We start from the raw sequence: 16692 nt of genomic DNA, 5'->3' as shown, positions 1-16692 counted from the left end.
CATCCAGGCCAACGAAGTCGCAGATTCCAGCAGCCTAGCGCCGGTGTCCTACCACTTGGCCGGCAGCGAGACCGCAAGGGACGCAGCCTCCAGAAGCTGGAGTTACCTCCGGGCCGCCTGGGATTCATGGAGAGACTCTGACGACGCTCAAGGCAACAGGGGTGCAGGGACAGGAGCGGCCAGAGAAAAGTGGCTGCTGGTGCTGCTCAGGGAGCTTGGCTATGGCCAAGTGCCAACAACTGCGGGCGCCCTTACAACCGACGGCACCGAGTATCCGATTTCGCACATCTGGAATTACGTGCCCATCCACCTGCTTGGTCCACGCGTAGACCTCGACAAGAAGAATCCGGGAGTCACGGCCCGAGCGCCGCAGTCCATGTTCCAGGAATTCCTCAACAAGAACGAAGACTACCTCTGGGGCATCCTCAGCAACGGCCTGAAGCTACGGCTGCTCCGGGACTCTACGGCTCTGGCCGGCTCCGCGTATCTGGAATTTGATCTGGAAACCATCTTCAACTCGGAGCTATATCCGGAGTTCCAACTTCTCTGGCAGGTCTGCCACCAGTCGCGGCTGGAAAAGCGCGGCGGGCCGGAAGTTTCGCCCGCTGACTGCTGGCTGGAGTCATGGCGCGGCGAGGCCGTGACCGCCGGAGCCCGGGCGCTGGACAAGCTTCGTGACGGTGTCGAGGAAGCCATCGTTGCGCTGGGCGCTGGCTACCTGAAACACCCGGCCAACGCCTGGCTCGTTGAGGCCCTGCGCTCGGGGGAACTCCCGGACCGCGAATTCCACAAAGCGCTGCTGCGCACGGTGTACCGGCTGCTTTTCTGCTTCGTAGCCGAAGACCGCTCGGCCCTCCTGGACCCCAAAGCCACCGCCGCGGCTCACGAGCGGTACGCCAAATACTTCTCCACCCAGCGGGTCCGCCGCCTCTCCCGCCAAATCGCCGGAACCTCCCACCCGGACCTCTGGGAGACACAAAAGCTGGTTCTGGAAGCGCTCGGCGGACCGGGCATGGCAGCCATCGCAATCCCGGGTCTCGGCGGACTCTTCGACCCCGACCCCCGCGCGCGGATACTGAACGACCAACCACACGGCGATCTTCTGCTCGGAACCCAACTGGCAAACACGGACTTCCTGACAGCCATCCACGCGCTCGGATGGGTCCGGGCCAACAACGAGAGGAGCCAACCTGTCGACTACCGGCACCTAGGCGCGGAGGAGCTGGGGAGCGTCTACGAGTCACTGCTCGAACTCGTTCCCCGGGTCGACACCGCCAGACGCGAATTTACGCTGGAACGGCTGGCCGGCAACGAACGCAAGACAACTGGTTCTTACTACACTCCGCCGAAACTGGTTTCGGCGCTGCTTGATACAGCCTTGGATCCGCTGCTGGATGACGCCGTCAAAAACGCCGACGACGACGCCGACGCCGAACGCCGCCTGCTCGCCCTGACCGTCTGCGACCCTGCCAGCGGCTCTGGAGGATTCCTGGTCGCGGCCGCGCGGCGAATTGCCCGCCGTCTGGCGGGGGTGCGCACGGGCGAGGACGAACCGACACCGCAGGACATCCAGCACGCCCTCCACGATGTGGTTGGCCAATGTATCTATGGCGTGGACATGAACGATCTTGCAGCAGAGCTGGCCAAGGTTTCTCTCTGGCTGGAGGCTCTGGAGCCCGGTAAGCCCCTCGGCTTTCTTGATGCCCGCATCAAGATCGGCAACAGTCTTCTCGGCGTGACACCGGCGCTGCTGGCAGGCGGTGTCCCAGGTGATGCCTTCAAGGACATCGAAGGCGACGACAAAAAGTACGCCGCTGAGGTGCGCAAAAGAAATAACGCGGAGACACCCAAAAAGAAGAAGACCTTCCTTGGCGATCTGGGACAGGACGCTCTCAACTTCGGCGGCGGGGACGCCAGCGCCCAGAAACTGATCGACGCCCGCAACCGGATGCTCTCTCCCGTCGATACGGTGGAGGAGGCCCGTCTCAGGGCCCGTGAATTCGCGGAGTTCGACGAGTCAGAGGAGATGCGCCGTGAGCGGCTTCACGCAGACGCGTGGTGTGCGGCCTTCGTATGGCCCCTGAATTCGGATGCACCGTTGCCCCCGACGTCGTCCGTCGTCCGTCAGCTCGGCAATGCCGGCGAAGCCGCCGGCTATGCGCCCACGATCACCAAGATCCGCGAGCTGGCCCAGGACTACCGCTTCTTCCACTGGCACCTGGAATTCCCCGAAGTGTTCGGAGATCCCTCCGAGTCTGAAGTCGGTCCGGAAGGCTGGCCCGGTGGTTTTTCCTGCATACTCGGAAACCCGCCCTGGGAACGAGTGAAACTGCAGGAACAGGAATTTTTTGCCGCGCGTGACCCGGAGATTGCCAGGGCACCGAATGCTGCCGCCCGGCAGCGCCTAATCAAGTTGCTCGCGACGGAAGACCCCACTCTCTTCTCCGCATTCTTGGCGGAAAAGCGCCGGGCTGAAGGCCAGAGCGCCATGATGCGCACGTCGGGCCGCTACCCATTCAACGGCCGTGGCGACGTGAACACTTACTCCGTATTCGCGGAGCTATTCCGCAACTTAACGGGACCGAGGGGCCGGTCAGGCGTGATTGTCCCAACTGCCATTGCCACAGACGCTACGACGCAGTTCTTCTTCAAAGACCTGGTGGAATCGAATTCCATTGCCGCCCTCTACGACTTCGAAAACAGAGGGGTCGGGGGCGGCAAGACCTTTGAGGGGGTGGACTCGCGCCAAAAGTTCTGCCTCCTAACTATGGGCGGCCGGCTTGTACATGAAGATGCACCGTCGTTCGCATTCTTCCTGCACGACCCGGCCGACATCAGCATCTCCGAATTTTCCCTGACGCCGGAAGAGATCAAGCTGATCAATCCCAATACCGGCACATTGCCGATATTCCGGACACGGCGCGATGCTGAAATCACCCTCGGTATTTATCGCCGCGTCCCCGTCCTCATCAACGAAAACGACCCCGTCAGCGGAAACCCGTGGGGCGTGTCGTTCATGACCATGTTCCACATGTCCAACGACTCACATCTGTTCCACACACGGGAGCAGCTGGAACACGACGGCTGGAGTCTCAACGGCAATATCTTCGAACGCACAATCAGCGGTAAGCCTGAGAAGATGTTGCCGCTGTACGAGGCCAAAATGCTCACATATTTCGACCATCGAGCCGCTGATGTTGTTCGGAGCGCCACAGCCGTCCAGCGACAAAGTCAGCCCCGCTACCTCACAGATGCGGAGAAGACTGACCCAAACAGAGTCGTAGTTCCTATGTATTGGGTTGCGTCAACGGAAATGCCGGCAATGCCCGGTGCATGGTTGAGCGGGTTCGCAGACATCACGAGCGCAACGAACGAGCGGACCTTGATGTCCACTGCAATGCCGGTCACCGCCGTGGGGAACAAGTTCCCCTTGTACTTCGTTGCCACCGGCCAGAGGGAACTACTGATGGCGACGATGAACTCCTTCGTTCTGGATTACGTTGCGCGCCAAAAATTGCCATCCGTGACCATGAACTATTTTTATTTGAAGCAATTCGCAGTTCTGAATCCGTCAACGTTTGAGGATCTTACCGCGTGGGGAAACGGACACCTCGGCTCTTGGCTTTCAACGCGAATAAGGGAGCTTATCTATACAGCTTGGGACATGGAAGCCTTTGCTGATGAGGGGACACCGTTCGTCTGGGACGCCTCACGCCGCGCGGAGCTCAGAAGTGAAATCGACGCCGCGTTTTTCCACCTCTACGGTGTTTCCCGCCACGACGCAGCGCACATTTTGGATACATTCTCAATTGTCAAACGAAAAGATGAGGCCAAATTGGGCGAGTACCGTACAAAGCGCCTCATCCTGGAGGTCTTCGACGCGATGCAGGCGGCAATTGACTCCGGGACTGCCTACCAGACAATCCTGGACCCTCCTCCGGGCAAAGGACCCCGGCATCCTGCTAAGGAGCATTCCGTATGAGTAACTGGGATGAATTCTTCCGTTTTGCCAAACGGGTGGCTGACAATTTTGACCTCGACACCGAGGAGCGAAGGTACAAGCTTGCAGATTCGGCGCGGATTGCGGACACTCTGCAGCTCATCGAGGCTGACTCGCCGGAATGGCCTGAAGCGCTGAAGAAGAATATCTATGCAACTAATCTGCTGAACAGTTTTTTCGTTATGTCTTTCGTCGATGACTGCCGTGATCATTCCTCGCAGGTCAGGTCCGCCATCCTGGACCTGTTGGGGGCCGAAGACCCGGTGGCTGAGTTCGATAACTTCAGGCTGGCGCTGCGCCCTCTGAATCAACAGAAATACACGCCCGGGAACACCGCGTCCTTGGCTGCCTTGCTGCTCATGGCGACTGATCCGACCAGATATACGCCGTATTTGACCGAGACAGTACAGAAATTTTGGCAACTGGTCGGCTGGCCTGAAGTCAGAAGAAACGCCCCTCAGGCCGACCGATACAAGTCCTTTTTGGACTCTCTTGACGAGGTTCTGGTGCGGGCACCCCAGCACGGCCTGGAGTTAGGGGATCGTCTGGACGCTCAGGGATTGATCTGGGCGACACTGAAGTACCGGCCTCATGACTCCTGGCAGGAAGCTGAAAAGGACGAATTTCTTGGATGGCGTGGCGAAAAAACCGCCGTCACTGATGAACCCACAGAACGGGGATCCGGTGAATCAGCAGCGACGGAGGACGCGGCATGGTTTGTCATGAATCCGGGTCTCAACGGCGAACCCAGCGCCATTGATGGCCAGTCGCTCACCTGGACTGCCGAAGCTGCTCGGGACCTGCATGACCGCATCGTGGTGGCAAAGGCAGCCGACTACAAGAGTTTCGAGCAGTTGCTGGAGGCTCAGCTCCAAGGTGCATCAACGCCTGTCCGGCTCCTCGCCGTCGAACTCGTCTACCTGCACTGCCTGCCGCTCTCCAACTGGAAAACAGAAACAAAGCTGCGCCGGGTCACAAACGTCCTGTCCTGGGTACCGGGGAACTTTCAACTCCCCACCGAAATGCGCATAGGTCTGGAACAACCAGGCGTGTTCAACGGCGCCCAGGGATTCAACATCCTCGTCTGGCGACAGATCAGGTGGATGTGCCGGTTCATCGAAACCTGGGCTAAGGCCAGTGACTCCGCGCGTTCAACCGCACTCATGGATCCGTGGGCATTTCGGATCTTCGCGGCCTCGGTCCTCGAAGATGTCCCGTCCATTCGGTTCATTTTTGAGTACTTCTCGTGGCCGGGCTTCTTTGAACCCATCGCGCAGATGAAGGATAAGCGCCTTATCCGGGATGCCTTTGCAGATACGATCGGCGGGCCCACCGGCAGCGATGAGGAAGCCACCGACAAGGATCTGCACGCCATCCGAAAAATGCACACAGGGGCCGACGGCGAATGGTTCAGCTGGTACGACAGTCAATATGCTGTCATGTGGCGGGCCCAGAGCGACGCTGGCCGACGTGCATGGCTGATCCGCCAGAACCAGAACGGGATCGCTCACTTGCAGAATTGGCTCGATGAAGGTTTTGTTTCGGTAGCAGCCAAACATCTTGGCTCCCCTCTGCCGGGTTCATCGGCGGCGGAGATCCGGGAAGCCGTGGCAGCGGGCTACGGGCACATGGACTACTCCGCCCGCGTGCAAATTGCAGCGGAGTATTATGCGTTCCTCACGCAGATGAAGCCCGAGGACGTCATCATCACCTCCGCTGAAAACAACATCTTTGCCGGATACATTGCGGACGATGCCTACTATGCGGATGACCAGTCCTCTCGGGCCCGGCGCCCGGTGGCTTGGGGATCCGAGGGCATCCCGGCGTCAGACATCGACCCGACTATTCATGCCGTCATGGAGAAACCGGGAACGGTCGTGGATATCACAGCAGTCCTGACGGAGGCACAGCAACTGGTTGCCGACGTTGTCGTCGGACCAGGCGGGGGAGAAGAAACGGCGGCACCGTCGCCGCGTAAAGCATCCGAGCAGCCTGTTCTGCGAAAACCCAGCCAAGAATTCGCCGACGAGCTGCTGATGCCGTCCGATGACCTGGAGCAGATCGTTTCTCTGCTGCAGGCAAAGGGCCAGATAGTACTCTACGGGCCCCCTGGGACCGGTAAGACCTATCTGGCGGAGAAACTTGCCGAGTACTTGGCTGGCACAGGAAACCAAAGCCGAGTGAGGACCGTGCAGTTCCACCCGTCCTACTCCTATGAAGATTTCTTCGAGGGTTACCGGCCGACGGAAGGCGAGAACGGCCAGGTGTCCTTCGCGCTCCGGTCAGGACCGCTGAAGCAGCTGGTCACGGATGCCTTGACGGAAGGAAACCGGGACCAGCCTTTCTTCCTGGTCATTGATGAGATGAACCGTGGCAACCTGCCGAAGATCTTCGGTGAGTTGTACTTCCTGCTGGAATACCGGAACAAGAGCGTGCAGCTGCAATACAGCCCGGCCGAGGGATTCTTCCTGCCGAAGAATGTGTTCATTATCGGCACTATGAACTCAGCTGACCGTTCCATCGCCATGGTCGATGCGGCCATCCGGCGGCGCTTCGGGTTCGTGGAGCTTCACCCCTCCGTAGAACCGACGAAGAGCCTACTGCGCCGGTATTTGACCGCTGATGGCAGTGACCATACCCGTGCAGAGCTGCTGGACGCGCTCAATGCGGCCATTGGGACTAAGAACAGAGATCTGATGATCGGGCCGTCCTATCTCATGCAGCCGCACGCTGCTCATCCGGACGGGCTGCAGCAAATCTGGAAGTACGAGTTACTGCCCTTGCTGGAGGAGTATTTCTACGACCAGATGGACCGGGAGTCGATCCACCGGACGTACGGGCTGGCAACGCTTGAGTCGCGGCTGAGGAAAGAGCGCACCGATGAGGAGGAGCTGCCAGCATCCGGGGTCGCACGCGTCGCCGAGGGCCCCGCAGCCGCCGGCGGAGCCAGTCATTCTCAGTCGTCGTAATTTCAGATGTCCATCTACATCACGCTTTCGGAACTCGATGGCCCCAGCGAACCAACGGAAATGTCTGACGAAGTTGCCACGCTGCTCGCCGCTTCGGGACTGCTTGCCGTGGCCCCGGCAGGAAACGGCCATTGGCAGATCACCCCGACGGGCAAAGTGGGGTGTATCCAGACCGGGGATGTGCAAGTGGAAGTGCGTCCCAAAGACAAGGTCGGCCTCAGCCGGCTGCTGTTCCTGCTCGGCTATGCGAGGGACCCCGGATTCAGACCGGGGGATGTAGACGGCGTTGAAGACATGGAACTTCTGCCAGCCCTCGCAGAGTCACTCTGCCGGCACGTAAGACGTGCGCTTGGTCTGGGTCCGTTACAGGGCTATGTCACCTTGGAGGACTCCCTCTACACCGTGCGCGGCCGGATCCGAATCTCGGATCAACTGGCGAGCCGGCCCGGCATGCTGATGCCTCTGGAAGCCGCTTTCGACGAATACACCGTGGACATTGCGGAGAACCGGATTCTGCTGGCCGCACTGCGCCGCATGCTCGGTGTTCCGCGCCTGGGCGATGACGTGCGCGGCAGATTGCGTCATCTAGTAGCCAAGCTCGATGGAGTCAGCGCGCTGCGTCCGGGCGCCGCACTTCCAGTCTGGCAGTCGACCAGGCTCAATCGGCGGTATCACCCGGCGCTGCGGTTTGCCGAAATCGTCTTGCGGAACTGTTCCGCGGAAGCCGGCGAAGGTGATATCCGCGTTGCCTCCTTCATGGTCAACATGGCGACCGTGTTCGAGGATTTCGTGGCAACGGCATTGACAGAGGCGATGGCCGGGTTTCCGGGCATGTCCTCGGCTCAATACGAGACCTACATGGACGAGCTTGAACCCGACAGGCCCGGAAACCGGGTGCTGATGAAAGTAGACCTGGTTCACGCTGTGGACGCCGTGCCGGCCATGGTGTTCGACGCGAAGTACAAGGCGGCTACGCCATGGGGGCAGTATCCGAATGCGGACCACTATCAAATGCTGGCCTACTGCACGGCACTGAGGGTTAGGAGGGCCTGGCTGGTGTACGCCGGGCCGGGCGAGGTGGAAACGAGGCGTGTTCGCTTCACAGACAAGGAAATTGCGATATTTCCACTGGATCTTTCCCGATCGCCACAGGAACTGCTAGAGCGGGTGGGGGACCTGGCCGCTGATGCCTGGCGCCTATTCTGCGAGTCCGAACGAATCGCGGTGAAGGACGTCGCCCATTAGCGGTGGTCGCTGAGTCTGCAGCGGTGTTGGGCGGAGGTTCATGCCAAATAATCTGCAATTATCTTGATTTCACGATAATTGCGGATAGGGTTGGATTTATGATCCTGAACGCTCCTAACCCTTTCCGGCCAGGCGCTGGCCGTGTACCCCCTGAGTTAGCTGGTCGCTCTGCTGTTCTGGCCGATTTCATGGGGATGCTGGAAGCGGTGGCCACCGATGGCGAGGGGGAGCGGCCGTGGATCATTTCCGGGCTTAGGGGTGTTGGCAAGACTGTGCTGCTGAACCAATGCGCTCGAAATGCCGTTGCTGCAGGCTGGGTCGTCGTCAAACTTGAAGCATCAGGCAACCAGTCGCTGGCTGTTCAGCTGGCCAAAGAAATTTATGTCGCCCTACGCAAGGCGGCCACCGTCTCGGACAAGGTCAAACGCTCTTTCGGTGATGCCTTCGCCGTTTTCCGCTCCTTTCAGCTCAAAGTCGACCCAGCTGGCACATACGGTTTTGGTTTCGACATCCAGGCAGCGTCCGGGAAGGCTGACAGCGGTCAGCTCTCTACAGACCTCGCCGAAATGCTGGAATCCCTGGGGCTCGCCGCCCGTGCCGCCGGAACGGGGGTCCTATTGGCCGTGGATGAGCTGCAAGAAGCACCCAAGGAGGACCTGGAGGCGCTGAACGTCGCCTTGCACCAACTCGGTCAGGACCCGCGTCCCACACCGCTGATGTTCCTCGGCACCGGCCTTCCCTCTTTGCCTTCTGTCCTCGCCAAAGCCTCCACTTACGCCGAGCGCATGTACCTCTACCGAACCCTGGGGCTCCTCAGTGACGAGGACACCAAGGACGCCCTCGTGACACCGTCGCTGCGGGAGCGGGTGACGTGGAGTGAAGAGGCGTTGGATCTTGTGCTGGAGACGTCTCGCGGGTACCCATACTTCGTTCAGGCGTGCGGCAAGCACATCTGGGACGTCGCCGCTTCCCGGACAATCGACGCAGACGATGCCCACATCGGAATCGCCAGGGCCCGCGATGAGGTCGATGCCGGACTCTACAAGTCACGCTGGGAAAGAGCGACCACTGCCCAGCAGGAGTTCATGGCGGCTATGGCCCAGGACAACGATGCCCCTTCAACTGTCAGTGACATCGCTACACGACTGGGCCGGGCGCAGACGGCTGTCTCCGCAGCGCGGCAATCACTTATCCAGTCAGGTCTGATCTACACGCCGCGCCGTGGTTATCTCGCCTTCACCGTTCCCGGGATGGCTGACTACATCATCAGGCATGGGCACGAGGAGAGGTCATGAACAGCGCTTTCCTGGCTGGACACCGAAAAGGCCACCGCGATCTGCCCGCTAGGCCCACGTGGCTCGCTCGGGAGAAGGCGCGGATGCGGGCCAGCGACGGATTCAGCCCCTTTCCCGTGGCCATCATCTCCACTGTGGCAGTGGCGGCAGCCGTCTTGATGACGACTGCGGCAGGGGGCGATCCAACCCTCGCGGGGCAGACCGTACTGCTGGCCACTGTGGTGTTGTTTGGTACATGGACAGGCTGGATCGATTGCCGCTCGCACCGTATCCCGGACGCAGTGACAATACCCATGGTGGCTGCCGTCGGAGCCACCATCATCGGCTCCACGGCCTTGAACGGTGACTGGCCCTTGGCCGCACAAGCTGCCCTGGGTGGCGCTGCACTCGGCGGCTTCTATCTTGCTGCTGCCGTCTTTGGAGACCTCGGTCTTGGTGACGTAAAACTTGCAGCCATTCTCGGCCTCACGATGGCCTACAGCGGTTGGACGGCCTTGCTGTGGGGCGGCACCCTCGGCCTCGTTCTGGCACTGCCCCAAGCTGTGTGGATCCGGGGCAAAGGGAGGCGGATTCCACTGGCCCCCTACTTGGTCGCCGGTGCCGTCGCAGCCCTCATTCCGGAATTCGTCGAAATGCTGGGGCGCTAGGGCGCATGGAGGAAGAACCATGGATGTTGAGGAAATGGGGACATACTTTGGACTCGACCCTGCCCAGGCGAACCGAGACCTGATGATCCGAATTGCAAAAGGCCCGCAAAAACCACCTACGCACCGTAGTTGTGACAACCATGTCCAGCAGCGAAAGGGCTCACTGTGAAATACGTAAAGGGACTGGCCTCGCTGGCAGTCCTGCTGGTGCTCGTCATCGGCATCCCAACCGCGCTGATCCTCGTGGCCGGGAACCCACTACCGTCGGCCGAGACAGTATCGAGGCTTCTAACGACTCCCGACTACGGCGGACGCTTCCTGTTTGGCACCTTTCTGCCACTGGTCGCATGGATAGCCTGGCTGACCTTCACGGTCTCCGTGGCCCTGGAGATCCCGCCGGCAGTTAGCGGGATGCGCCCTCGCAGAATCAGAGGGCTAGGCGCCCAGCAGGCTCTGGCAGGAGCCCTCATCGGCACCATTGTCTTCATGTTCACAGCGGGATCCCTCGCCGGAGCCTCTACCGCCCAGGCAACCCCGGAACTGAAGGCACCAACGCAACTTTCCGCCCCTCGCGTCATTGAGACCCACGCGACGCCAGAAGCCGAACAAAAGGCAGAACCCGCGAGCGCATTACCGAAGCACACTGTTGCGGCGGGGGAGTCACTGTGGAAGCTGGCGGAACAGTATCTTGGTGACGGTTCCCGTTTCGGTGAGATCGCTGAGCTCAACTACGGGGTCATCCAAGCTGATGGCGGCGCGCTCTCGGACAGTCACTGGGTTGAGCCCGGGTGGGTGCTGACGCTTCCGGCGGGATCGGCCAGTGTGCAGGCCGCGCAATCCGTCACGCACGTTGTTGCGGCAGGGGAGTCTCTGTCTTCGATTGCGCAGCAGTACTACGGGGAGCCGGCTGCTTACGAGGCGATTTTCGAGGCTTCATCGTCCACCGTGCAGCTGGACGGACGGCAGCTGACAGATCCCAGCTTCATCGCGCCCGGCTGGGTGTTGACGGTGCCCTCGCAGGTCGAACAGACGGCGGCAGCCGCCGCGGCCCCGAAAATGAACAACACCTCGGTGCCCGCGGATACCGAGAACGCGGAGGAGGCTGAGATTCCACCAGCCGAATCTGGTCCACAGGTTGCGCTCCAAGCCCCAGCGCCACCTGAGCAGAAGCTGCCGGCCTCGCCTGAACTCGCCGCCAGGGAATCCGCTGTGGCGCCTTCACCCGTGCCGGGGGCGACGGTCTCCTCCTCACCCCTCTCTGAGTCCGCAGAAACGGCGGCCGGCGAAGGCGCCGATGAGTCCGCAGAAACGGCGGCCGGCGAAGGCGCCGATGAGTCCGTTGATGTGGAGTTCACCACCCGAACTATCGGCGGGATCGGTTCGATTCTTGCCGCCGGCATTCTCTCCATCCTCGGGCTCAAGCGGATCAGTCAGCGCCGTCAGCGCAAAGCTGGAGAGCGCGTTGCCGTTCCGTCCCGCGAGGAAGAAAACCTCGAGCTGCAGTTACGGGCCGTTGAAGACCCGATGACCATCGATGATCTGGACCATGCGCTGAAGTACCTTGCAGTGTGGGGTCAGAACGAGTCCAAAGCCTTACCGCAGATGTTCTGTGTTCGGGTGGCTTCGGACGAAATTGCACTCTATCTCGCGGCCCCTGCCGTGCTGCCAGCGCCGTTTATTCCCGCCGATGACAGCAACACCGTGTGGACCGTGGAGCCCAGAAACCTTGGCTCGCTGGAGCGAGTCCCGACGGCGCCATATCCGGCGCTGGTCACCATCGGACAGGACGCGCAGAACGCGAACCTGCTCGTTGACCTCGAATACGTCGGGGCGCTCGGGATCGCAGGGGAAGAGGAGCTCGTCTCCAACGCCTTGATCGCCCTGGCCGTCGAACTGGCCACGTCCAAGTGGGGCGAGCAACTGCAGATCACCATGGTCGGGGTCCCGGACGAACTTCCTGCCGCACTTTCCACGGGCAAAGTCCGGCACGTCGATGACCTGGACGCCTTGCTGGTCCTGCTGCGCGGGAAAGCCAAGGCCACTGGCGAGGCCTTCACCCGACTGGACGTAAGCGGTGTAGAAGAGGCGCGGACTCTCGGGAAAGATGCCGAAGGATGGATGCCTGAAATAGTCGTCCTGGGCCAGCAGCCAACGGAGGAACAGCGCGCCGAGCTGGAGAAGCTCGTCACGGCCATTCCTAGGCTCGGCATTGCTGCCGTCAGCGCCGGAAGAGTCGCCGGAGACTGGGAAATCCGCATCGAATCCAAAGACTCCGCAACTCTGGAACCGCTGGGCTTGGACATGGTTCCTCAGATCATCACGGCGGAAGAGAACTTGAAGATCATGCGGCTCATGGCGACAGCCTCGCAGGAACCGGTCCCCGGTCCGGAATGGGCAAGCACCGCCAGCCCGGAAGACATTTCCATCGACGACGTCCCCGTCGCATCTTCGCAAGACCGCCCGCTGTACGCGATCGTCCCTGACTCGCCAGAGGAAACCCCTACCGAAGTGGCTAAGCAGGAGGATCCTGTCCCCGCAGAGCTGGAGGAGGTTATCCGCCAGATCGACACGCAGGAGGACACCCAGGCGGCGCCAATCATCTCCATCCTCGGAAGCGTTTCGGTCCTAAACCCACAAGGCGAGGCGCCCAAGACCCCAGGATCCGGGGCAGTTTCAGCATCTGCCGTTGCCCGCTGCACCGCCCTGGCCGCGTTCCTTGCCCTCAACCCGGGCGCGTCATCCGAGGAATACCACGAAGCCTTCTGGCCAACCGCTGACCCCAACGGCCAAACAGCATCCTCCAACAGAAACAAACTCTCAAACCTGACGAGAAACTACCTCGGCCAAAGGCACAACGGCGAGATGTACTTCCCGCACGTAGACGCCGACGGCTACAAACTGCATCCCGAAATCAGAACGGACTGGCACGTCTTTCTGGAACTCATCGGGGAGAACCTGAGCCGCACGAGCACACCCCGCCTGGTTGCCGCGCTCCGTCTGGTCCGCGGCCAGCCATTCAGCGGAGTCAAGGACAAGCTCTACGGCTGGGCTGAACTCGCCCGGGGCGAAATGATCGCCGCCATCTGCGATGCAGCACATGAACTCGCCGGCCGATCACTCAAGACCGGAACCACCGCAAACGCCCGCCTAGCCGGATCGGTCGGCCGCATCGTGGATCCCGCCAATGAGCAAATGTGGCGAGACGCGCTCCTGGCCGAGCACGCCGCAGGCAACAGCGCCGGAGTAGAAGAACTAATAGCCAAGCTCCACGGATACCTCGATGACTTCGACGACGATTACGAGCCGGACGAAGAAACTCAGGACCTCATCCAAGAGCTACGCCGTCACGGCCACTCCATCGCCAGCTAATGCCGTTCGGCCACTTCGTCCGGATCTCGTTGTCGCGCGATCGTGGGACATGCTGATGAAGGGCTCCATCATTTCGGCCACAGAAGGGGACTCCTGGCGTCCAAGCGGGCGCAGCAGATGGCAGGCTGGCTCATCGAACACCGCCGTCCCTGAACACGCAGTTACCCAGTAAGGGCTGCCAGCCTGAACCGCTGGAAGGCGCGCAGGTTTGGTCGGCGGCATCTCGACGCCGGATGGGGGAGTTGTCTCAAGAGCGGCCCGCTGTAAAGGGAGCGGGGGATTAGATTCTTAGGCTCCCATCGGATATAGACTCACATTTGTCGAGAAGCCTCAGCCGAAACAAGTGTGTTGGAGGCTGGCCTTCTCCGCCTATGAAGGGGGAGCTTTGACTGTAAGTATTCCGGGCGCAGTGGGTTTGATTGGTCTCGACCTGGGGGAGGGATGGACTATCACTTCATCCGTCAACTCATCCGCAGCTTCGACGGGAGGAAATTTCTCCATGGGATACTTAGCCAGCCATACCAGCGGCAAAGAGGGCTTTGTCAAGGTCATCAACTATCAGGCAATCTTTTTCAGCCCAGACCCCACAGCGGCAATGCACGCAATCACCGAGGCATACAACTTTGAACGTGCGCTAGTTGAAAAGTGCTCGCAGAAGCGACTGTCCAGGGTGGTATCGGCCTACAGGCATGACTCGCTGCTTAGCGCAGGCCAGCCTTATCCCGTAAGTTTCATAATTTTCGAGCGCGCTCAGGATGATATCCGCGCGGTGTTAGATGCGGCATCCGACCTGGACCTGGCGGTGCGCCTTCGCATGGTCCACAATGCTGCGGCGGGCATCGCTCAGCTTCATTCCATTGGAGTGGCCCACCAAGATGTTAAGCCCAGTAATCTTCTCGTTTTCAGCACATCCGTCACCACGAAAGACTCAGCCAAAATTGGAGATCTCGGTCGGGCGACCGACCCTCAGCGCTCTGCCAGGCACGATGGGTATGTGATTGCCGGTGATCCCACGTACGCCCCACCAGAACAAAGATTCGGCGAGATCGCTGCTACGTTCGGCGCCCGAAGGCTAGCTTGCGACATTTATCAGCTTGGCAACCTTCTGACCTTCGTCCTGGGTGGCGTCACGATGAATATGTTGATGGACATGTACCTGGATCCCAGTCACACTCCGCGTAACTGGAAGGGTACCTATTCCGAAGTTTTGCCGTACATTCAGGCTGCCCACGCCGCAGGGCTGGCGACCCTCGATCACACACTGGACGACCACCCGCTGAAGGCTGACCTGCTCAATGTCGTGTCGGCCACGACCGACCCGGACGTAACGCGTAGAGGCCATGCCGCTAGCCACAGGGCCGGCCAGCCATACTCAATGAATCGCATCGTAACTGAGCTCGACCTATTGTCGCGCCGGGCAGAATCCCGCTATATGGAAGCGGCCTCATGACTGCGGCCCGAGGAGTTGAAGACCGAAATCTAATTCCTAGGTGGCGCCCCTTCAAGGTCGCCGCAGGGCTGGGCGAATTAGGCTCCCCGGGTCGTTCAACGTCGCAGGACACTTTCACCGTCCCCATCGAGGCGTTGGATAAATTTCGCGCCTCCCCGGGATTGCACACGGCGGCGGATGCCCTCGGGTTAGCTGCAACGCTTTCTAATCTGGACTTACTGATTCCAGTAATCGCTTATATTGACCGGACCGACGACGCCAACGGCATCCTTCGCGCAGCCGCGGAATCAGTTCGGCGAAAGCTTCAGGGTGAGCCGATAGATACGAGCCAGGACTGGACTGACCTTGCGGAAGCAAATTCTGCGATCCGTAGGCTCCGCGGGGAACTCCGTTCCTTCCCAAGAAACCCCACCAAATGGGTTGATTTAGCATTGGCGCAGACCTTGTTGGGAGAAGTCGCAAAGGCAGAAAGGTCCCTTCTGACAGCGTTGACCCTAGCTCCCTCTAACCGTTTCGTTCTCCGATCAGCTGTTAGATTCTTCCTCCATATGGATGATCCGGAAACGGCGGGCCAGGTTCTTCGACATGTACGCGCGTCAGAAGATCCTTGGATTTTGGCTGCCGAACTGGCGACAGACGAAGCTGCAGACCGGTCCCCTAGATCGATGAAGCAGGCACTTCATGCCTTGAGTTCTAGTAGCTTCAGTCCTTGGACCCTTAGCGAGCTCGCGTGCACAGTCGCTCACGCTGAGTTCAATGAGGGGCGCGACAAACGAGGTCGCAAGATTCTTGTGCAAGCAACCATTGAACCGACCGAAAATGCCGCTGCGCAGATCGAATTCGAATCACAGCGCGGAGGGTTCACGGCACCGAAAGCCGTTTTGCAGCCTCAAGGCAGCTTTGAAGCGGCGGCAATCGAGGCGCGTGGCCGTGAAGACTGGAACAACGCGATCGAGGCAGGCCAGAGCTGGCAGATGGATCAGCCTTTTGCCGTCGAACCGGCTATGTTCCTGTCATACGTGGCAGCCGTAGGGGCGGAAGACTACGCAGCCGCCGAGCGTGCTGCTCGAATTGGTCGTGTCGCCAATCCAAAGGATCCGATGCTGGCCAATAATCTCGTCTTTGCCCTAGCAAATCAAGACAAGAAGATTGACGTAGACGAGTTACTTTCGAGGTCAGCACCACCTAGGGATTCTCGCGAGGAGGCTGTGCATAATGCCACTCGGGGGCTCGTAGCCTTCCGGGCCGGCGACGTGCAACAGGGGCGAACCTATTATTCGCTTGCCACGAAGCAATCCCTAGATTTGAATTTTCCAGGTCAGGCGGCCCTCGCGGCCAGCTATTGGGCACGCGAAGAGATTAGGGCACGATCTGAGGAAGCCGCGGAAATATGGAAACTTGCGCGCACCCTTACGGAACACACTGCAGAACGAGACGCCGAAATGATACTTTCCCGCCTTCCGAAGGATTCCATTCGGAGCAGTCTACCGATGTACTAAGAACCGCCGCCTTGGGACCCGGCCACGAGGGTTTTGATTGTAAACCGACCCGGGAAGAAACTTACGGTTCCTGAGCAGCGACGGCACGCGGGTTGGTTATCGATGAGGCCTGGCAGGACGCCTTCGTGGCCGCAGGCGCAGATTCCGCGGGTGCGGCCGGCCAGGGACCGCCGCTGAAGACGGTGGCCGGTCGAAGTTGGGTGGCGGCCCGTCCAAGT

8 protein-coding genes are annotated in these 16692 nt (G+C 60.3%); all 8 read left to right on the top strand.

What is annotated here, in order from left to right; genetic code table 11:
* The first annotated feature begins 199 nt into the window (after positions 1–199).
* The 8 genes from ASF98_RS05905 (at position 200) to ASF98_RS05870 (ending at position 16474) form a co-directional block, all read left to right on the top strand.
* Complete coding sequence (locus ASF98_RS05905; RefSeq protein ID WP_235505620.1) at positions 200–3982, top strand: Eco57I restriction-modification methylase domain-containing protein; 3783 nt, start codon at positions 200–202, stop codon at positions 3980–3982.
* The gene (locus tag ASF98_RS05900) at positions 3979–6969 is read left to right on the top strand and encodes an McrB family protein (protein WP_055798834.1); all 2991 of its coding nucleotides are present in this window, start codon (positions 3979–3981) and stop codon (positions 6967–6969) included. The genes ASF98_RS05905 and ASF98_RS05900 overlap by 4 nt, the downstream gene beginning before the upstream one ends.
* A 6-nt stretch (positions 6970–6975) precedes the next feature.
* Complete coding sequence (locus ASF98_RS05895; RefSeq protein ID WP_055798832.1) at positions 6976–8214, top strand: McrC family protein; 1239 nt, start codon at positions 6976–6978, stop codon at positions 8212–8214.
* A 98-nt stretch (positions 8215–8312) separates the two neighbouring features.
* Positions 8313–9509, top strand: coding sequence for an ATP-binding protein (locus ASF98_RS05890; RefSeq protein WP_156372299.1), 1197 nt, complete (start codon positions 8313–8315; stop codon positions 9507–9509).
* Positions 9506–10156, top strand: a complete 651-nt coding sequence (locus ASF98_RS05885; protein ID WP_082506726.1) for a prepilin peptidase — start codon at positions 9506–9508, stop codon at positions 10154–10156. Before ASF98_RS05890 ends, ASF98_RS05885 begins: the two co-directional genes overlap by 4 nt.
* 165 nt (positions 10157–10321) lie before the next feature.
* Positions 10322–13525 carry a LysM peptidoglycan-binding domain-containing protein gene (locus tag ASF98_RS05880; protein WP_055798823.1) on the top strand — a complete coding sequence of 1068 codons (3204 nt, stop codon included), beginning with the start codon at positions 10322–10324 and terminating at the stop codon, positions 13523–13525.
* A gap of 385 nt (positions 13526–13910) precedes the next feature.
* Positions 13911–14975, top strand: coding sequence for a protein kinase domain-containing protein (locus tag ASF98_RS05875; RefSeq protein ID WP_156372298.1), 1065 nt, complete (start codon positions 13911–13913; stop codon positions 14973–14975).
* Positions 14976–15523: 548 nt separating this feature from the next.
* Positions 15524–16474: a hypothetical protein gene (locus ASF98_RS05870; RefSeq protein ID WP_156372297.1), complete on the top strand. Its 951-nt coding sequence runs from the start codon at positions 15524–15526 to the stop codon at positions 16472–16474.
* Positions 16475–16692 lie beyond the last annotated feature (218 nt).

This window comes from Arthrobacter sp. Leaf337 (genome assembly GCF_001423745.1).
Classification (GTDB): domain Bacteria; phylum Actinomycetota; class Actinomycetes; order Actinomycetales; family Micrococcaceae; genus Arthrobacter.
Note: the sequence above shows the minus strand (reverse complement) of the source record. Positions and strands in the feature narration are given on the sequence as shown.